The 19655-nt window shown below is 48.5% G+C and carries 16 protein-coding genes; 12 read left to right on the top strand and 4 right to left on the bottom strand.

The genetic code is table 11. The features are described from left to right. Positions 1-66 precede the first annotated feature (66 nt). Positions 67-1893, bottom strand: coding sequence for a Na/Pi cotransporter family protein (locus AC1EK1_RS05375; RefSeq protein WP_480306007.1), 1827 nt, complete (start codon positions 1891-1893; stop codon positions 67-69). 542 nt (positions 1894-2435) lie between these two features. On the opposite strand from AC1EK1_RS05375, the gene AC1EK1_RS05380 reads away from it, so the two are divergent. From AC1EK1_RS05380 to ppk1, 12 genes are all read left to right on the top strand, one after another. Then, positions 2436-3524 carry an adenine-specific methyltransferase EcoRI family protein gene (locus AC1EK1_RS05380; RefSeq protein ID WP_480306008.1) on the top strand — a complete coding sequence of 363 codons (1089 nt, stop codon included), beginning with the start codon at positions 2436-2438 and terminating at the stop codon, positions 3522-3524. A gap of 2 nt (positions 3525-3526) precedes the next feature. Beyond that, complete coding sequence (locus AC1EK1_RS05385; protein ID WP_480306009.1) at positions 3527-4693, top strand: HNH endonuclease family protein; 1167 nt, start codon at positions 3527-3529, stop codon at positions 4691-4693. A gap of 142 nt (positions 4694-4835) precedes the next feature. Continuing rightward, positions 4836-6383: a lysine--tRNA ligase gene (lysS, locus tag AC1EK1_RS05390; protein ID WP_480306011.1), complete on the top strand. Its 1548-nt coding sequence runs from the start codon at positions 4836-4838 to the stop codon at positions 6381-6383. Positions 6384-6455: 72 nt separating this feature from the next. Beyond that, a complete protein-coding gene (locus AC1EK1_RS05395; RefSeq protein ID WP_480306099.1) occupies positions 6456-7442 on the top strand; it encodes an NAD(P)H-dependent glycerol-3-phosphate dehydrogenase in 987 nt (328 codons plus the stop codon). Positions 7443-7464: 22 nt separating this feature from the next. Then, positions 7465-8820 (top strand): glucose-6-phosphate isomerase, encoded by a 1356-nt coding sequence (locus AC1EK1_RS05400; protein WP_480306012.1) that lies wholly within the window; start codon positions 7465-7467, stop codon positions 8818-8820. Beyond that, entirely contained in the window at positions 8817-9434 is a 618-nt protein-coding gene (locus tag AC1EK1_RS05405) for a DUF4290 domain-containing protein (RefSeq protein ID WP_480306014.1), read from the top strand. The genes AC1EK1_RS05400 and AC1EK1_RS05405 overlap by 4 nt, the downstream gene beginning before the upstream one ends. 18 nt (positions 9435-9452) lie before the next feature. After that, on the top strand, positions 9453-10763 hold the full coding sequence (murA, locus tag AC1EK1_RS05410; RefSeq protein ID WP_480306015.1) for a UDP-N-acetylglucosamine 1-carboxyvinyltransferase: 1311 nt from the start codon (positions 9453-9455) through the stop codon (positions 10761-10763). A 15-nt stretch (positions 10764-10778) separates the two neighbouring features. Next, positions 10779-11324: a ribosome maturation factor RimM gene (locus tag AC1EK1_RS05415; RefSeq protein ID WP_480306016.1), complete on the top strand. Its 546-nt coding sequence runs from the start codon at positions 10779-10781 to the stop codon at positions 11322-11324. Positions 11325-11442: 118 nt separating this feature from the next. Further along, entirely contained in the window at positions 11443-11991 is a 549-nt protein-coding gene (locus AC1EK1_RS05420; protein ID WP_480306018.1) for a DUF4924 family protein, read from the top strand. Between the two features lie 5 nt (positions 11992-11996). Further along, the gene (locus AC1EK1_RS05425; RefSeq protein WP_480306020.1) at positions 11997-12875 is read left to right on the top strand and encodes an SDR family oxidoreductase; all 879 of its coding nucleotides are present in this window, start codon (positions 11997-11999) and stop codon (positions 12873-12875) included. Beyond that, positions 12872-14452, top strand: coding sequence for a peptide chain release factor 3 (locus AC1EK1_RS05430; RefSeq protein WP_480306021.1), 1581 nt, complete (start codon positions 12872-12874; stop codon positions 14450-14452). The genes AC1EK1_RS05425 and AC1EK1_RS05430 overlap by 4 nt, the downstream gene beginning before the upstream one ends. 5 nt (positions 14453-14457) lie before the next feature. Further along, on the top strand, positions 14458-16554 hold the full coding sequence (ppk1, locus tag AC1EK1_RS05435) for a polyphosphate kinase 1 (RefSeq protein WP_480306022.1): 2097 nt from the start codon (positions 14458-14460) through the stop codon (positions 16552-16554). Positions 16555-16588: 34 nt separating this feature from the next. On the opposite strand, the gene AC1EK1_RS05440 is transcribed toward ppk1, so the two are convergent. The 3 genes from AC1EK1_RS05440 to dapB all read right to left on the bottom strand — a co-directional run bounded on the left by AC1EK1_RS05440 (position 16589) and on the right by dapB (position 19451). Continuing rightward, positions 16589-17191, bottom strand: coding sequence for a WbqC family protein (locus AC1EK1_RS05440; RefSeq protein WP_480306023.1), 603 nt, complete (start codon positions 17189-17191; stop codon positions 16589-16591). A gap of 104 nt (positions 17192-17295) precedes the next feature. Next, entirely contained in the window at positions 17296-18720 is a 1425-nt protein-coding gene (gene lepB / locus AC1EK1_RS05445) for a signal peptidase I (RefSeq protein WP_480306025.1), read from the bottom strand. A gap of 11 nt (positions 18721-18731) precedes the next feature. Next, positions 18732-19451 (bottom strand): 4-hydroxy-tetrahydrodipicolinate reductase, encoded by a 720-nt coding sequence (gene dapB / locus AC1EK1_RS05450; RefSeq protein WP_480306027.1) that lies wholly within the window; start codon positions 19449-19451, stop codon positions 18732-18734. Positions 19452-19655 lie beyond the last annotated feature (204 nt).

The raw sequence follows: 19655 nt of genomic DNA on the forward strand, positions 1-19655 counted from the left end.
AGGATGGGCCCCGAACAACAATTCGGAGCCCATCCTTTTTTCCTGCACCCTAGTGGGGGTGGGGAATTAGCTGTGCTTCTTGCCCGTGATGGCCTCCACTACGTTGATCGAGTAGTCGGCCAGGTGCTCGTACTCATCGACAAGGTCGAGGTAGTAGACGGACTCGGGGTACTCATAGTCTTTGGTCTCCAGGGCATGGAGGTTTTCATTGATCAGGATGTCGCGCTTGTTGTTGACATCGTGCTCCAGATTCTCAGCGGTATAAAAGAGCTCCGGAGACTTGGTGTCGGCATCCAGTGCGTAGATCGTGTGATCGACCACCTGCTCCACCAGTGCGTGCATCTCCTGTATTCGCTTCTTCAGTGAAGCGCAAAACATGATGTCGTTGTTGTTGCGACGGTGGATGATTTGCCCCATGTTGTAGCAGGCATCCCCCATACTCTCGATCTCCGTGGCGGCAGTCATCAGGATCCGCACTTCGCGTCTCGACTCGCTACTGAGGTCGCCCTCGGAGAGCTCGCTCAGGTACTCCACGATCTCCACCTCTATCCGGTCGCATATATTTTCGTACTTCTGCAGGCGGTTGTAGTTTTGCTCAAAGTCCGCTTGCACGTCCGTGAAGAGGAGCATCTGTACCATCCGTAGCATCTCCCTCACCTTCTTGGCATAGCTGGTCACCTCCTTGTGGACTTGGATCAGCGAGAGTTCACTGGTAGAGAGCATGCGGGTGCTCAAAAACTGCAAGTGGGCAAAGCTCCGCTTCTTCTCCTCCTTTTTGCTCGGTTGGATCACCACCTCGCAGATCTTCTTGTACACCGGGATCAGCCAGATCATCACCGCTGTATTGATCACGTTGAATAGGGTGTGAAAGAGCGCCAGCCCCACGCTGCACGCCTCCGACATCGACCCGAGCGTCGCCTGTATGCCGGCGAGCTGTGCGTTGTCCGTGATAGGTGTGCTTCCCGTCATCAGATCCATCTGCTCCGGTGTGTACTGCCCTGATAGCTCATTGATCAGCGGATAGAGCCCTCTGGGGTCCGGCCCCTGACCGGCAAGGATCTCTCCCACGATATTGACGATCGGGTAGTAGAGGCAGAGGACCCAGATCACTCCGAGTACGTTGAATAAGAAGTGCGAAAAGGCGGTCCGCTTTGCCGCAATATTGGCATTGAGAGCTGCTAGGTTGGCCGTGATGGTCGTACCGATATTCTCCCCCAGGATCATTGCCGTCCCCAGCTCAAATGGGATCCACCCCTTGGCGCACATGATCAGCGTGATGGCCACCGTCGCACTGGACGACTGCACGATACAGGTCAGGATCGTCCCGATCAGCAAAAAGAGCAACACCGAGCCAAAGCCCATGTCCGTGTACTGCTGCAAAAAGGCGAGCGCATCCGGATTGCTCTGCAGGTCCGGCATAGAGGACTTGAGGAACTGCAGCCCTAGGAAGAGTAGCGAAAAACCGATAACAAATTCCCCCCACGAATTCCAGTTGGTTTTTTTGGAAAAGATGAGGGGAAGCGAGAGGGCTAGGAGTGGTATGGCAAACGATGCAATATCGAACTTGAATCCGAGCAGTGAAATGATCCAGGCCGTCACCGTCGTACCGATATTGGCCCCCATGATCACGCTGATCGACTGTGCCAGGCTCAGCAGGCCGGCGTTCACAAAGCTCACCACCATCAGGGTCGTGCCACTCGACGACTGGATCAGTGCTGTCACCAGCAATCCCGTGAGTACGCCCAAAAAACGGTTGTGCGTCATAGCCGACAGCACACTCCGCATGCGGTCGCCGGCTACTTTTTGGAGCCCTTCGCTCATGATCTTCATCCCGTAGAGGAAAAGACCCAAGGATCCGAGCAGATTCAGAAAGTCTAGAAAACTGTATTCCACGATAAGGGTTTGGACACAGAGTGTCTCGTCTTTTTTAGAAAAGGGGAGGGCAGCAACTCCACTATGAAATGCCACGACGACACCTCCGCCTCAAAAAAAATGGTTCATAATCGTCTCACTGCAAAGTTAGAATAAATAAACTAATTTCTAAAACACTGTTTGGCTGTTCGGAGAGAGGGTTCACCGACCATTTTCGTCCACTTTAAGCAGATCGCCTTCGTGCAACAGTCTCCATTTTCCCCAAGAAAAAGAAAAGCAGAGCCTCCAAAAAGTCAATCCTCCGGTCGAAAAACTCAAAACCACAATGTGATTTGTTCAAATCACATTGTGGTTTATTCAGATCACAGTGTGATTTCTAGAAATCACACTGTGATTTTATCTTTTCCCGGTACAAGCGCAACTTTTTCTCCGACCCTGCCGAGTTTTTCTCCGACGAAAAAGACTTTTCCCTCGGTCGGAAACAACTAAATAAGGGGTTGGCAAAAGATTTGGTACCTTTGGGGCAACCACGGAGTCACTCCGGACGAAGACTCAAGCAACACATGGCAAATAAGAATCTATCTCAGGCAAAACAGGCCAAAAACGACGAGTTTTATACCCAGTACGCTGATATTGAGCGAGAGATCCAAGCCTACATCAACTACGACCCGGACCTCTTTCGGGGCAAAACGGTACTGCTGCCGTGCGACGATCCGGAGTGGAGTGAATTCACCCGCTACTTTGCTCAGCGTTTTGAGGAGCTGGGGCTCCGCAAGCTCATCAGTACCAGCTACGCCCCGGACAGCAAGCGACTGAGTATCCCCTACCAGCCGACCCTTTTTGAGCAAGTCGCCCCACAGTACGACCGGACCAAAACCAATGTGCGGGGCAAGATCTACACCCTTTCGGAGGACTGCACTTTGGATGGCAAGGTGGACTTTGACGACCTGCAGTGGAGCTACCTGGAGGGTGACGGTGACTTTAGGAGCGAGGAGGTGTGCCGGCTGCGAGACGAGGCGGACATTATCGTGACCAACCCGCCCTTTTCGCTCTTCCGAGAATTTGTCGACTGGATCTTTGAGGCCAAAAAGCAGTTCCTCATCATCGGCAACATGAATGCACTCACCTACAAAAACGTCTTCCCCCGCATCGCTGCCAATGAGATGTGGCTGGGGGTCCACAATTCTTCTGATATGGTTTTTGCAGTTCCTGAAGGCGCATATGTAGCTCCTAAAGACAAAGAGAAAGCCGAAAAATTGGGATACGTGGGTAACTACACACGACTTGGTAATTCTTGTTGGTACACGAACCTCGAGCATGGGCGACGCCACGAGCCATTGCAACTGTCAACGATCGAGGGGAACCTAAAGTACAGCCGTCACAAAGAGATCAAGGGAAAGAGCTTTGAGGAGGCGTACCCGAAGTACGACAATTATGATGCCATTGAGGTGGCTTTCACCGATGCCATCCCAAGCGACTACGACGGGGTGATGGGGGTGCCGATCTCCTTCCTCGACAAGTACTGCCCCGAGCAATTCGAAATATTGGGAATTGACAGGTATATTGAGGATAACCCCATTCCTGGTAAGCGCTTTACAATAGATGATAAGGAGGTATATGCACGAATAATCATACGGAGAAGAGCTAATTGAATATGAAGACGACACTACATACAGAGTATACGGTGGGTGATATATGCAAGGGCTTTTCGTACGACGAAAGCGAGGGCAAGGGGCTCTATGGGCTTGGCGGACGCCTGACGATCCAGCCGGAGTATCAGCGCAACTACATCTACGGTGATGGGAAGAAGGATATCGCCGTGATCGACTCGGTGCTAAAGGAGTACCCGATCGGCCTGATCTACTTCAACCGTCGCGAGGACGGTCAACTGGAGGTGCTGGATGGTCAGCAGCGGATCACCTCTCTGGGGCGTTTTTTGAGTAATCAATTTAGCATCGTGATGGGCGATCGGCAGTTGCCGTACACTTTTTCGGCCCTGGCAGATGATCTGAAAGCCCGGATCCTGGATACAAGACTCCTTATATATATCTGCGAGGGGACAGAGAGTGAGATCCGTGAGTGGTTTCAGACAATCAATATCGCCGGTGTGGCACTCAACGAACAGGAGTTGCTGAATGCAGTCTACTCAGGGCCTTTTGTGACAGCGGCTCGCAAGGTCTTTAGCAACAGCGGGAATACCAAGGTGCAGGAGTGGGAGCACTACATCCGCGGAAACGTGAAGCGCCAAGAGTTTTTGGCGACTGCGCTCAGCTGGGTGAGCCGGGGCAACGTGCGGGAGTACATGGCGGCACACCGGCAGGATGAGGAGATAACGGAGCTGCAGAGCTACTTCAATAGCGTGATCAAGTGGGTGGAGACGCTCTTTTATACCGAGCACCCGCACTTTAGGGGCGTGGCGTGGGGCAAGCTCTACGAGACGTACCACAATACCCCCTACGACCATGCCGCTATCCACCAACGCTTGGCCGAGCTACTCGCCGATGAGGCGGTGCGCAAAAAGGAGAGCATCCCGGAGTATCTGCTCGGGGGTGAGCAGGATCCACAGCTACTGGATATCCGCCTCTTTGACGACTCGACCAAGCGGACGATCTACGAACGACAAACCCAGGCCGCTAAGGCGAAAGGGGTCTCCAACTGCCCCGACTGCGCCAACTCTCTTGACCCCAACAAGACGAAGATCTGGGCACTGAAGGATATGGACGCTGATCACGTGACGGCGTGGAGCAAGGGTGGGGCGACGACGGCCGACAACTGCCGGGTCCTATGTAAACACCACAACCGCCAAAAGGGCAACAAATAGTCCTTTTGGACAGAGAAAAGCACCGGAGTGGTGCCATTTGATTATATTTGCGAGCAACAAAGCGGTACGGGAGTCCTTTTTTTGGGGGGAAAAGAGTGCCAAGTGCCGAGAAGAAAAAAGACGGAACACTAGATAAAGATCAATGATGACACGAGAATACAGTGAGCAAGAGCTGGAGCGGAGGGATAGCCTTAGAGAACTAAAGGAGCTGGGGATCAACCCCTATCCTGCGCCTGAGTATGTGGTCAACGCCTATGCGGATGAGGTGCGGAAAGACTTTGTCCCCGATGGGGAGCCCCGGCAGGTGTCGATGGCGGGCCGAATCATGTCGCGCCGGATCATGGGCAAGGCCTCGTTTTGCGAGCTGATGGACTCTACCGGACGGATACAACTCTACATCACACGGGACGACATTGCACCCGGGGAGGACAAGACAATGTATAATACGGTGTTTAAGAAACTGCTGGATATTGGCGACTTTGTCGGTGTGAAGGGTTTTGTCTTTGCAACCAAGACCGGTGAAGTCTCGGTACATGTGCAGGAGCTGACCCTGCTGTCCAAGTCGCTACGTCCGCTACCGGTCGTGAAGCAAAAGGAGGGACAGACGTATGATGCCTTTACCGACCCGGAGCTAAGGTACCGCATGCGCTATGTGGACTTGGTGGTGAACCCCGAGGTGCGAGAGCGATTCGTGAAGCGGACCAAGACGTTCACGGCCTTCCGAAAGTTTCTCAACGAACGTGGCTACCTGGAGGTGGACACACCGGTGCTGCAGAGTATCCCGGGAGGTGCCGCCGCCAGACCTTTTGTGACCCACCACAATGCACTGGACATCCCCCTCTACCTGAGGATAGCCAATGAGCTCTACCTGAAAAGGCTGATCGTCGGTGGCTACGAAGGGGTGTATGAGTTTTCGCGCAACTTCCGCAACGAGGGGATGGACCGCACGCACAATCCGGAGTTCACGGTAATGGAGGTCTATGTGGCCTACAAGGACTACAACTGGATGATGGAGATGACGGAGCAGCTGCTGGAGTTTACGGCAATGGAGGTGAACGGCACCACCAAGGTACACTACAGAGGGCATGATATCGACTTCAAGGCACCATATGCCCGAATAACAATGACCGATGCCATCAAGAAGTATGCAGACTACGACATCACCGGAAAGTCCGAGGAGGAACTACGCCAGGCTTGTCGTGAGCGTGGACTGAGTGTCGATGACACGATGGGCAAGGGTAAGCTGATCGATGAGCTTTTTGGCGAGCTGTGTGAGGGAAACTTCATCCAGCCGACCTACATCATCGACTATCCGGTGTCCATGTCTCCTCTGACCAAGATGCATAGAGAGAAGGAGGGACTGACCGAGCGATTTGAGCTAATGGTCGGAGGTAAAGAACTCCTGAATGCCTACTCCGAGCTCAACGATCCTATCGATCAACTGGAGCGCTTTCAGGAGCAGATGCGCCTCTCCGAAAAGGGAGATGACGAGGCAATGTTTATCGACCAAGATTTTATTCGCGCACTTGAATACGGTATGCCCCCCACGAGCGGTATGGGGATAGGGATGGATCGCCTGGTGATGTTTTTGACCGGGCAGGATACAATCCAAGAGGTATTGTTTTTCCCACAGATGAAGCCCGAGCAAAAAGCGACGGAAACAACGGACGAGACAAATACTCCCAATTGATCACCTATACACCTAAAGCAAGTGAAGGGCAATAGTACACAACAAGAAGTGGAGGGTGGTGTATGGTCACCTATGAGGTTCGGAATCATAGGCAGCGGAAGCTGGGCCACAGCGTTGGCAAAAATACTGATCGACTCGGGCAATGAGGTGCACTGGTACTTTAGGTTCAAGGAGACGGTACGGAAGTTTCAGGCCGGGGCGCACAACCCCTCGTACCTCACCTCCGTGACCTTTGACCTGGACAAGATCCACTTCTATACCGATGTCCGTGAGGTAGTGGAGGCTTGCGACACTATTTTGCTGGTCACCCCCTCGCCCTATATCAAGGGTACTTTTGACAAGCTACAGGGGCATGAGCTGGCAGGAAAGTTTATTCTCAATGCCGTGAAAGGGATTATCCCCGAGGAGTATCTGCTCATCTCGGACTACCTGACTAAGGAGTTTGGGGTGCCATCGGATATGATCGGTGTGATCAGTGGGCCGACACACGCTGAGGAGGTCGCCATGGACCGAATGTCGTACCTGACCATCGCTTGCTCCGATATGGGAAACGCCGAAAAGATAGAGGAGAAGCTTGTCTGCGATTATGTCCGCACACTGGTGAGCTCGGATGTCAATGGAATCGAGTACTGCAGTGTCCTCAAAAACATCTATGCGATAGCCACCGGGATATGCCAGGGACTGCGCATGGGAGACAACTTTCAGGCGGTACTCATCGCCAATGCTGCGGCTGAGATGGATCGATTCACCAAGGCCCTCTCAACGACCCGAAAACCCATAACCGACTCCGTCTATCTCGGTGATCTACTGGTGACAGCCTACTCTCGGTATAGCCGTAACCGTACATTTGGCACTCTGCTGGGAAAAGGGCGGACGGTGAAGCAGGCACAACTCGAGATGGATATGATCGCCGAAGGGTACTATGGAGCCAAGTGTATCCACGAGGTGAATAAGAAGTACAAGGTCTTCATGCCTATCGCTGAGACAGTGTACCAGATCCTCTACCACAGACTGGATTGCCCAAGAGCTGTGGACAGACTGAAAGGACTAATTCATTAAACCAAACATATACGTAACTGCAATGAACGCAATCAAGCTAAACATAAACAACGCTCTCGGCACTGAGGAGCTACGCAAACAATACCAACAAGATCTGACCAAGGCGCAAGGAGCACTGGCATCACTCTATAGAGGTGATGGCGAGGGTGCAGACTTTTTGGGGTGGATCCGGTTGCCCCACTCGATAGAGCCCGAACTCCTGAAGGATATAGCTGAGACAGCCGATCGACTGAGACAAGACTGCGAGTACGTTGTCTCCATCGGGATCGGTGGATCCTACCTAGGTATCAAAGCAACGGTAGAAGCCCTCCAGGACTCCTTTGCCGCCTACAAGCCAAAGTCCGGAGCGTCACTCCTCTATGCAGGTAACCACATCAGCGAGGACTATCTATATGAGCTGATGGAACTACTCAAGGGCAAAAAGTTTGGGATCATAAATATCTCCAAGAGTGGAACTACCACTGAGCCCGCCATTGCCTTTAGGCTCTTGTCTCAAATGCTCGAGCGTGAGCAGGGAGCATCGTTTGCACAAAAGCACATCGTAGCGATAACTGATGCCCACAAGGGAGCGTTGCGCACCTTGACCGAAAAGAAGGGCTACAAGTCCTATATCATCCCGGACAACATCGGTGGCCGATTCACCGTCCTTACTCCGGTGGGACTTTTGCCAATAGCCGTTGCCGGATTTGATATTGTCGCACTGGTAGAGGGAGCAAAAGCCATGCAAGACCTCACCAACGAAAATGTGCCGATAGAGAAGAATCCGGCCGCACAATACGCTGTCACCCGAAACCTACTCTACAAGGCGGGCAAGAAGATTGAGGTTTTTGCCAACTTCTCTCCCAAGTTGCAGTATGTAGGAGAGTGGCTAAAGCAACTCTATGCCGAAAGCGAGGGTAAGGATGCCAAGGGGATTTTCCCGGCTTCGGCAAACTTTACGACAGACTTGCACTCCATTGGGCAAATGATCCAACAAGGGGAGCGCAACCTTTTTGAGACATTCATCAGTATAGAAAAGGTAGAGCATGAGGTCAAAATCCCCGAGGATACAGACAACTTGGATGGCCTCAACTTCATAGCCGGCAAGCATGTGGACTTTGTGAACAAAATGGCAGAGCAGGGAACACTGTTGGCCCACTTGGATGGAGAAGTCCCCAATATCCACCTCTCGTTGCCTAGACTAAATGAACATACCCTGGGGCAACTCTACTATTTCTTTGAAATAGCAGTGGGAATCAGTGGTTATCTCTTGGGCGTCAACCCATTCAACCAACCGGGTGTGGAGGACTACAAGCACAATATGTTTGCACTCCTGGGAAAACCCGGCTACGAGGATGACACGACGAAGATCCAAAAACGACTCGACAACCTGAAATGAATAAAGACTACAATAGCATTACCCCCGCTCTGGTACTTCCTGCTTATGGTCGCCATGTACAAAACATGGTCAATGAGTGTTGCCTGATCGCAGATCGTGCCGAGCGACAGAGGTGTGCCGAAACAATCATCCGAATCATGAGCTCCATCTCCTCTGCGGATAGAGCTAGGAGCGATTTTGAGCAAGTCTTGTGGGACCACCTTTATATCATGTCCGACTTTCGGCTTGACGTGGATTTCCCATATGAGGTTACCACTCGTGAAGAGTATACGGCAAAGATTGACAGACAGCTGGATAATGATCACCAGTATCGTCCTCGGTACCGCCACTATGGTCGAAGTGTTGAGCGCATGATCGCAATCGCCCTTCAGGAGGACGATGAAGAAAAACGTATGGAGCTAGCCAAGGAAATTGCAGTACAGATGAAGCGTGATTACATCAACTGGAATAAGGAGAGTGTCGCCAACACCAAGATTTTTGCCGACCTGTATGAATTGTCGGAAGGCAAACTATACTTGGACGAGCTGCTTTTCCAACTGCCGGAGGCGAATGACCTGCGAGAGGGTGCTGCCCTCTCCTCTAAAAAGCCCCATAACAACAGAAGAAAAAGATAACCCCAAAACCATACAGCTATGGCATCATTTGTGATTGATGGCGGGTATCGCCTTTCGGGTGAAATAATTCCGCAGGGAGCTAAGAATGAGGCTCTCCAAGTTATTTCTGCGGTTTTGCTGACAGATCAAGTGGTTACCATCCATAATGTACCGGATATCTTGGATGTCAAAAACCTCATAGGGCTCCTCATGGAACTTGGGGTCAAAGTGACCAAAGTGGATCAGGATACCTATAGCTTTCAAGCAGATGATGTCAATCTCGACTTTGCATACTCTCACGCATTCTTGGAAAAAAGCCGCAAGTTGCGTGGCTCAGTACTACTTATCGGCCCTCTCCTTGGTCGCTTTTCAAAAGCCACCATATCCAAGCCGGGAGGGGATAAAATAGGCCGTCGTAGGCTGGACACCCATTTTATAGGTTTCACAAACCTAGGTGCAACATTTCATCACAATAAGGAGCGAGATCTATTTACGATTGAGGCCGACAATGGGCTCAAGGGGTGCTACATGCTTTTGGACGAAGCTTCGGTCACCGGTACAGCCAATATTATTATGGCGTCCGTCTTGGCTCAAGGGGTGACAACAATCTACAACGCTGCATGCGAACCCTACGTCCAACAACTGTGCCGAATGCTCAACAGGATGGGAGCAGACATTCAGGGTGTCGGAAGTAACCTCCTTACCATTACCGGAGTGGAGAGACTTTCCGGCACGACGCACACGATGTTGCCCGATATGATTGAAGTCGGTAGCTTCATTGGTCTTGCTGCTGTCACGCAGTCCGATATTCGCATAAAAAACACCCACCTTCGTGAGTTGGGTATCATTCCGGATGCATTTAGAAAACTTGGTATCACGGTCAATGAAGAGGGAGACGACCTCCATATACCGGCTCAAGATTCATACCGTGTGGAGTCTTTTATGGATGGTTCTATCCTAACCCTGGCAGATGCTCCCTGGCCTGGGCTTACCCCGGACTTGATAAGTGTGTTGCTGGTAACTGCCACGCAAGCAAAGGGTAGCGTGCTGATTCATCAGAAAATGTTTGAAAGTCGGCTCTTTTTTGTCGATAAGCTCATTGATATCGGAGCACAGATTATTCTCTGCGATCCCCACCGTGCGACCGTCATAGGATTGAATCATGAGTATAAGTTTAGACCGGCAGTCATGGAGTCTCCTGACATCAGAGCTGGAATTGCACTCCTTATTGCCGCACTGTCTGCCGATGGCGAAAGCCGAATCAACAATATCGACCAGATTGACAGAGGATACCAAAACATTGACAAGCGACTCAATGCAATAGGAGCTCGGATTACTCGTATTGATTGAACCATTGCTGAAGAAATGCCATACCACGTTCCCACTCTTGCTCCATACGGGATTATCCGAAAAGTGCGCGGACAGTCCGGCGAGCTGATCTTATCATTACTGCATGAAGAGTATTTGGACATAGATCCCGAGTACTTATTCATCTCAATAGATGGGATTCCGGTTCCATTTAGGCTTCTGGACTTGCGTGGCACATGGGACAACCTGATTGTTGAGCTCGAGATGATTGAGAGTGGAGACGATGCAGAGCGTTTCAGAGGTGCACAAGTACTGGTGGATCAATCTTTGATACAAGACTGTATGTCTTCATCATCCCCCAACTCCATAAAATCACTCCTCGGCTATACGTTTTTGCATCCAACTCGTGGGTATATTGGCAAGCTCAGTGACGTGGATAGTTCTACGGTAAATATCTTGTTATTGATCGTTGATGATGAAGGTGTAGAGTGTTGTCTACCTCTGGTTGATTCTTGGTTTTGTGGCTTGGATCCCGATAATCGGTGTGTGACCTACGCATGCCCGGAAGAATTGATGGTCTTGAATCACAATCAAGCAGACTAATCTCAAGCTATCTGGCGCAAATCATTCACCGCATGCCATATGGGCTTTGGTATGTTTACTAAGCTAGATCTAATTGGAATTGATTAACTTTGGCTGGTAATTTTGGAGTCTCTTTAGGATGATAGTAGCAAGAAAAAAGAAAAAGGAGAATATCGCTGAGTATATCCTCTATATGTGGCAGGTGGAGGATATTATTCGGATGCTGGACTTTGATGCAGAGCGCATTCATGATTATGTCCAAAAAGGATACAACCTCTCTCCAGATCTGATGAAAGAAACCGAGGAGTGGTACAATGACCTTGCAGTGCAAATGCAACTACAAGATGTGACTGAATCGGGACATGTGATGGCACTTCGTGCTATTGTGGATGAGCTTCAGGAACTTGTGAGTCGGCTATTGAAGTCTCCGTCTCAATCTCTTTTTGCTTCGTTGTACTACGCAACTTTGCCGAGTATAGTGGGATTGCGTGAGCGATCCGGCTCTTCGGACTATGGTGAAGTGGAGGCCTGCTTTGTGGGAATCTACGGGTACTTGATTTTGCGTGCGAAGGGTGAGGAGGTTTCGGAGCAGACGACTGCTTCGATCAAGCAATTTAGCACTTTTCTAGCCATGCTCTCTGACCGCTATAGGAGTATACAGGAAGGAAGCCTCCACTTGGATTCGTGATGTGAATGTCGGATGTCGGTAAGCCATATGTCTGGTTGACAGGAGCCGGAGGACAGCTCGGAACCGCACTCTTGAGACTCTATCCCGATCCGGATGATTTTTGCTGGTATCCGACCGTTCACAGAGACTTGGATCTAACCAATTTGCAGGCCGTTCGGTCTTTGTTGGCAGCTCGGAGCCCGGTAGTCGTGGTCAACTGTGCAGCCTATACCGATGTGGAGAGAGCGGAGGAGGATCTAGACAGGTCCTATGCGGTCAATGCCGATGTGCCTGGGTGGCTGACCACCCTTCATGACCATGTGATTCATATTGGCACGGATTATGTTTTTGATGGGCTCCAAAATACGGCCTATATTGAGGGTGGGGGAAAAGAAAATCCGATTTCGGTCTATGGACTGAGTAAACTAAAAGGTGAGCGCTTGGCTTTGGATCACGGTGCCACCGTCTTGCGTGTCTCATGGCTCTACGGTCCTACGAAGTGGGGGAATGGAGGCTTTTATGGGAAGATTCGCAAGCAAATAAATGATGGTGCCAGGCTTTGTGTCGTCACTGATGAGGTAAGCTGTCCCACAAGCACACTTACTGTGGCAAGGGTTATTTATCGTCTCATCGAACGATATGTCGTAGATGGGCATTGGACCCATGGGGTTTTCCATGTGACCGATCTAGGAGAGGCTAGCAGGTATGATTTTGCCAAGGAAATAGCAAGAGAGCTTGGCTACGAGCAGGAGGTGGTACCAACTTTTCGTGCCAACTTTGTGACTCGGGCAAAACGACCAGCCTACAGTGTGCTAGCCAAAGGATGGCTAAGTGATGAGTACCCGGAACTGTTTAGACCATGGAGGGAAGCACTAAGTGAAGTAATAGAAGTAGATAGTGAATGAAATACAACGAAACTGAGATCGCCAGGAGACGGACTTTTGCCGTCATTGCACACCCGGATGCGGGAAAAACCACTCTGACCGAGAAGCTTCTCCTTTTTGGTGGAGCCATACATGTGGCTGGGGCAGTCAAGAGTAATAAGATCCGGAAAACAGCCACTTCGGACTGGATGGAGATAGAGAAGCAGAGAGGAATCTCTGTGGCAACGTCCGTCATGGGATTTGAGTACAAGGGGTATAAAGTCAATATTCTAGATACTCCCGGTCACCAAGATTTTGCAGAGGACACGTTTAGAACTCTGACTGCAGTAGATTCGGTGATCATTGTGATCGACGGAGCACGTGGTGTGGAGTTGCAGACTCGACGTCTGATGGAGGTTTGTAGAATGCGAAAGACTCCGGTGATTGTTTTTGTAAACAAAATGGATCGTGAGTCTCAAGATCCATTTGACTTGCTGGATGAAATAGAGGAAGAGCTACAAATAGCTACCACCCCTCTCTCTTGGCCGGTGGATTCCGGTGATCGATTTAGAGGGGTGTACAACGTCTATGACAGTACAATGGCTGTTTTTAGTGCTCAAGACAAGACTCATGTGTCTGAGCGAGTCGATGTGAAAGTCGGTACTCCGGATATCCTGAAGTATATGTCCGAGGGGCAGGCAAAGAAACTGGCCGATGACTTGGAGATAATCCGGGAAATCTATCCCGGACTTGATGAAAAACGTTATCTGGATGCAGAGCTGGCACCTGTCTTTTTTGGCTCTGCCCTCAACAACTTTGGGGTCAAGGAGCTATTGGATACATTTGTGGAGATTGCTCCGGGACCTTCGCCCACACAGGCAGTGGAACGACAGGTGGATCCGTATGAGGAGAGTTTTACCGGCTTTGTGTTCAAGATACATGCCAATATGGATCCCAATCACCGTAGCAGTATCGCCTTTGTCAAGATCTGCTCGGGAAAGTTTGAGCGAAACACCAATTACCATCATGTTCGTCTAGATCGCGATCTACGATTTAGCAGTCCGACCGCTTTTATGGCGCAAAAAAAAGAGGTGGTCGACGAAGCCTATGCCGGAGATATTGTGGGTTTGCCGGATACGGGAAACTTTAAAATCGGAGACACGCTTACCCAAGGTGAAGTTTTGCACTTCAGAGGGTTGCCAAGCTTTAGTCCGGAGATGTTTAAGTACATAGAAAATGCAGACCCACAGAAGGCCAAGCAACTCCAGAAGGGTATAGAGCAACTAATGGGAGAGGGCGTGGCACAGCTCTTTACCAATACATACAATGGACGAAAACTGATCGGAACGGTAGGGCAGCTACAGTTTGAGGTAATTGAGTATCGTTTGCTCCACGAGTACAACGCTAAGTGTCGATGGGAACCCATCAGTCTCTATAAGGCGTGTTGGGTGAAGTCGGACAATGAGGCGGCATTGGAAGACTTTATGAAAAGAAAGGCCCAGTATATGGCAAAGGATACTCAAGGAAGGGACGTGTACTTGGCAGATTCAGCATATATGCTCAGGATGGCGCAGCAGGAATTTCCAGATATACAGTTTCATTTCTCCAGTGAATTCTAGATGACATGACTAAGAGGGACAAGGGGTATTTGGAGGAAATGCCTAAGGATAAGGTATATCGATACTTTGGTAGAGATGTTAGTTGGCTTTCATTCAACAAGCGGGTGTTGTTGGAGGCACTGGATCGTGATGTCCCTATATATGAACGGCTGAAGTTTCTCTCTATTTTTAGTTCAAACCTAGAGGAGTTTTACCAAATCCGTGTCGCTGGAGCAAAAGCCTCCATAAGGCGTAGAATGAATGCCGGTCGGAAGGATGTCTGGGAGCGTATCCGAGACTTGGAGGATGTTACTTGTGAGGTAAGGGATCAAGAACAACTTTTTAGGTACGCATGGGAGGAGGTAATGGTGCCAGATCTTCGGAGCGTCGGGGTGGATCTATATACTGATTTTAGGGATTACCCCGAAGAGGTGAAAGGCTTTGTAAAATCCTACTTTTCGCAGGAGATATTCCCTTTTATTCAGCCCGTTTGTATAGATCCTAGTCGGCTACATACATTTATTCGCGACAAGAGAATTTATCTGTGTGTCGAGTTGCGAAGTAGATCTGATGGAAGCAAATGTCACTATATGATCAAGTTGCCCTTTAGCAAGGTGCCACGTTTTCTTCAGGTACCATCAAAAAAAGAGCGATTTGCATATACTTTTTTGGATGAAGCTGTCCGACTTGGGCTTCCGATGGTTTTTCCTGGATATGAGGTGGTAGGCTCTTGGAGCTTCAAGGTGTCCCGTGATGCCGATGTCGTGATAGGGGACGATGAAGGAGGGGTAGAGCTTGCTCGGGACATTGGTAAACTTATTCGAAAAAGAAAGATTGGAGAAATTTCTCGTTTTCAGTACGATGATGCAATACCCTTGGACGCGAAGTCTCTGCTACAAGAGAGCTTTGAAATAGCCTCAGAAGATATGATGGAGGCTAGACGTCATCTCCAATTGCATGATTTGATCAAGCTTCCCAATCCATTAGGAGAAAAGTTCGCGCAACATTACCCTTCACCAATACGTCATCTGAGGTGGGAAGCCTCAAAGAGTAGAATCGATCATCTGCTGTCGCAGGATGAAGCAATCTATGCGCCATATGTCTCATTTCAGTACTTGCTTGATCTTCTAGACGAAGCTTCAAAAGATCAACGAGTAAAAGCGATCAAGCTAACGCAATACCGGGTTGCAGAAGATTCGGAGATTATAGATGAATTGATAAAGGCAGCCAATAACGGAAAAGAGGTAACTGTTTTTGTTGAACTGAAAGCAAGATTTGACGAAGAGAATAATCTTGTGACAGCTCAACGAATGATTAGGCATGGAATCAAAATCATTTACTCTCTACCAAAGCTAAAAGTTCATGCCAAGACAGCTGTCCTAGAGTTTTACGACGGCCATACCTATAATACGCCAGGTGTGGCAATCTTTAGTACTGGGAACTTCAATGAGAAGACGGCCAAGATCTACTCGGATATTACAATTTTTACGACAAGAAAGGAGTTGACAGGCGAGCTACTGACACTATTTAGGCATCTGGAGGGAACTATAAAAGATTGTACTTTCGGGCACATACTTGTAGCGGGAAAAGGGATGGTGGAGCACATTCATGAACTTATAGCCTATGAGACAAATGAAGCTCATCAGAAGCGTGAGGCACGTATGGTACTCAAGATGAACTCATTGGAAGACGAAAGTATCATAACCAGTCTGTATGAAGCTTCTCAGGCCGGTGTGAAAATTGATTTGCTCGTGAGGGGCATTTGTCGACTTGTCCCTAATCAACCGTACAGCAAAAATATTCGAATCATCCGTTTGGTGGATGTTTATTTGGAGCATGCGCGGATTTGGTATTTTCATCATGGGGGCGAAGGCCTCTACTTTATCTCAAGTGCAGATTGGATGCGCAGGAATCTATACCGTAGAATAGAGTGTGCAGCACCTGTCCATGACAAGAGGCTAAAGAAACTTTTGCATGATGTCTTGGAGCTCTGCTTGGCCGATACTGTAAATGCGGTATATTTGGACGAGTCACTTGATAATATCCCCAAGAAAGATGGAAAAACCGGCGTACGAACCCAAAAAGAGATGTATGGATTGCTCCAGAAATTTGTTCAACCTTGATAGTCGTTTCTTTCTTCCTGCCGAATATTGTTCATCACTTCTCTTTCTGAAGTGCTGTCCTTTGCGCATACGGTCCTTCACAGAGGATTAGGTCTAGGGCAGAGAGTGAGCTAGTAAATCCATACCGCTCCTCAAAAACTTGCCAGTACCGCTTCATTTTTACTGTTTTAGGAAATGTGGTTTCCCCATATTCCGGATGAAACTCAGCTTCTCTCGGTAAGTCTGTGACATGAGCAGGTGAGGAAAGATCTAGCACCTCGCATATAAAATTCATCCATGCCTTGTTGTAGTCCACAAGGGTCTGGAATGAACGGTTATAAATAAGGTCAAGAATCTTTGCTTCATAATGATCCCAAAATGGAGCAACCATGTAGGCCGATCTCAGTGTGTATTCCAGTCGGTGTCGCCATGCGCCATGCTCAGAGATTAATATCTTGTTGGACGGTGGAGTTGGGTAATCATACTTCATTACAGGAAAGGTGAAGTCAACCTGACCATTGGCTGTCATCAGGGTACAACGATTTCGGAGGGTTTGCTTTTGATACGTTTCTCCGATGTAAATGACTGTGTCAGGAAAGTCACATATGATCTGCATGTATGCCGTACTTGGACAAAACAAAGAAGGTAAAGCAATCATACGAGTGTAATTTTTCAAATACCAATGTAGCCGGTTTGGCTCATGTATACGATGAGTGAAACCGGCTACCTATTATACTGAATTCAGCTATTGACCGACAAGCATTATTTGGGGACCGTAAACATTCTATTCCATCGAATTTTACCTCCTAGCAAGCTCTTGTCCTTATCAAGCGAAAGCCAAATAAAAAGAGGTTTGCCAACGATATGATCCTCTGGTACATAGCCCCAGCAACGAGAGTCGGCAGAATTATGTCTATTGTCTCCCATCATAAAGTAGTAGTCCATCTCGAATGTATAGGTGTCTGTTGGTAGTCCGTCAATCAATATGACATCATCTTTTACACTCAATGTGTGATGCTCATAGTTTCTGATGCAACGTTCATACATAGGTAGATTGTCAAGGGTTAGCCTTATGGTCGACCCTTTTTTTGGAATCCATATAGGACCATAGTTGTCCCGCTCCCAAGTGTTCTTAGGAGTTAAAGGATAGGTGGGAAAGTCCTTGTTTTGAGGTGATGGCTCAACGATTATTTCTTTTACGGCGCTGTGCTTTTTGAGCTTTGATAGCATCTCATTGGTTAGAGGAAAATGGTATACGTTGCCGTAATTGACATGCCCGACTGTGTCTCGTTTAAGTCCTAATGAACTAAAAAGAGGATCGTAAGAGGAATTGGTGCCATCCAATAGAAGAATATCGTCTTTTGAAACACCTAGTTTTTCCAGTTCTTCTGTCGTTATATGATTAGCACCCGTTTGTACAAAATAGTTTAGTTGAGCGTGTTTGGGCCACTCCTGTAATGTATTATTGATATACAGTTGATTGTTGATAACCTGTAGAGAATCGCCCGGCATCCCCACAACTCGTTTCACGTAGTGATCTCTCATGTCTACCGGTCGGTACTCAATCTTCCCGAAGGTACGCTCGTCACTCCTTACACGTTCTCGACCATATTGATAGATGAGTGTGTAATAGTCAGGATTGGTCACTCTTGTTGTAATCGTGTCCCCTGGAGGAAAGTTGAAAACCACGATGTCGTTTCGTTTCACGCTACCAAATCCCGGTAGACGTCTGTATTTTAGTTGTGGCTTGGCAATAAATGCTTTTTGTTCTGTCAAAGGGAAGCGATTATGTACCAAAGGAAAAGCCAACGGTGTCATGGGAAGTCTTGGACCGTAGCTTAGTTTGCTCACAAAAAGGTGATCACCAACAAGATTTGTTTTTTCAAGGGATGAGGTAGGAATCTTGAACTGTTGGAAAAACAAAATGTTAAGTGCATGTACGAGCAAAAACACGACTACAATATCCTCGATGAGCTTCATGGAGGCCCTGATCCAAGGTTTGTCCGACTTTTGCCACCATCTCCATGGGATATAACGGGTCACATAGCCGTCAAAAATAAATAGTCCCAGCACCAAGGGTACCCATAAACTACTCATCCATATGCCAATAGCGACTGTGATGGTTAACCAAAAAAACAACCACGTACGATCCCATTTATCAAGTCGTGAGAAATTTAGTCTTTTCATTGGTCTGTAAATTATAGCTTTAGCAGATGGTCCATGTTGAAAATTCCCTTCTTCCCTTGTATGTATTCGGCGGCGAGTACAGCACCAAGTGCCAGTCCTTCGCGTCCATGAGCTTCATGCTCAAGTCGAATGGTATCCTGATGAGAGTCAAATGTTACCCTGTGTATTCCGGCCACTTCGCCCTCACGAATAGAATGAATCGGAATTGTCTTTTCGGTGACGGTTTGGGGTAGATCGGCAGGTGCGAGATATGATTGAATATCAGATTTACGAGCCAATTGCTCAAGGATATCCTTTGCGATGGATAGCGCAGTGCCACTTGGATAATCAAGTTTGTGTATGTGGTGTACTTCTTCCAGACTGACGTCATATTCCGGAAGGGCATTCATGTAACGCGCAAGCTCTTTTGTGATTTTCCGAAAAATATGGACTCCAATGCTGAAGTTTGAGGCATAAAACAGTGTCCCATTCATCGCCTCAACATAGTCTACTATATCCTCCCATTGCTCAAGCCACCCCGTGGTGCCAGATACCACGGGCAGGTTTTGTTGGAGTGCCATTAATATGTTTTGTGGAGCTTCCTTTGGGGTCGTGAATTCTATAACCACATCACACTCGGGTAGGGAAGACCATCCCTTATTTAGTTTGGCGACTATCTCATGCCCTCTTTTTTCGGCTACTTTTTCTATCTCATGACCCATTCGGCCATAGCCAAGTATCGTTATTTTCATGCTTTATCTTTACTTTAAGGTACCTTATCCTACAAAGGTAAGAAAAGTAGCCTAATATGAGACCTTTTGAATAAAGGATCAAAAAGGAAAATGTAGTCTTTTTGTGTGATTTCAAAAAAATAAATAGGAAGAAGGTCCTAATAGCGTGTTCTTACAAATACATTCTTTCCGCCATTTTCATGCTTGAAAACTAATCATTCGATC

The organism is Porphyromonas sp. C0026D3, assembly GCF_056590775.1.

Coding starts and splice junctions, on each gene's coding strand:
- AC1EK1_RS05380 (WP_480306008.1), top strand. CDS start 2,436: ATGGCAAATAAGAATCTATCTCAGGCAAAACAGGCCAAAAACGACGAG.
- AC1EK1_RS05385 (WP_480306009.1), top strand. CDS start 3,527: ATGAAGACGACACTACATACAGAGTATACGGTGGGTGATATATGCAAG.
- lysS (WP_480306011.1), top strand. CDS start 4,836: ATGATGACACGAGAATACAGTGAGCAAGAGCTGGAGCGGAGGGATAGC.
- AC1EK1_RS05395 (WP_480306099.1), top strand. CDS start 6,456: ATGAGGTTCGGAATCATAGGCAGCGGAAGCTGGGCCACAGCGTTGGCA.
- AC1EK1_RS05400 (WP_480306012.1), top strand. CDS start 7,465: ATGAACGCAATCAAGCTAAACATAAACAACGCTCTCGGCACTGAGGAG.
- AC1EK1_RS05405 (WP_480306014.1), top strand. CDS start 8,817: ATGAATAAAGACTACAATAGCATTACCCCCGCTCTGGTACTTCCTGCT.
- murA (WP_480306015.1), top strand. CDS start 9,453: ATGGCATCATTTGTGATTGATGGCGGGTATCGCCTTTCGGGTGAAATA.
- AC1EK1_RS05415 (WP_480306016.1), top strand. CDS start 10,779: ATGCCATACCACGTTCCCACTCTTGCTCCATACGGGATTATCCGAAAA.
- AC1EK1_RS05420 (WP_480306018.1), top strand. CDS start 11,443: ATGATAGTAGCAAGAAAAAAGAAAAAGGAGAATATCGCTGAGTATATC.
- AC1EK1_RS05425 (WP_480306020.1), top strand. CDS start 11,997: ATGTCGGATGTCGGTAAGCCATATGTCTGGTTGACAGGAGCCGGAGGA.
- AC1EK1_RS05430 (WP_480306021.1), top strand. CDS start 12,872: ATGAAATACAACGAAACTGAGATCGCCAGGAGACGGACTTTTGCCGTC.
- ppk1 (WP_480306022.1), top strand. CDS start 14,458: ATGACTAAGAGGGACAAGGGGTATTTGGAGGAAATGCCTAAGGATAAG.
- AC1EK1_RS05440 (WP_480306023.1), bottom strand. CDS start 17,191: ATGATTGCTTTACCTTCTTTGTTTTGTCCAAGTACGGCATACATGCAG.
- lepB (WP_480306025.1), bottom strand. CDS start 18,720: ATGAAAAGACTAAATTTCTCACGACTTGATAAATGGGATCGTACGTGG.
- dapB (WP_480306027.1), bottom strand. CDS start 19,451: ATGAAAATAACGATACTTGGCTATGGCCGAATGGGTCATGAGATAGAA.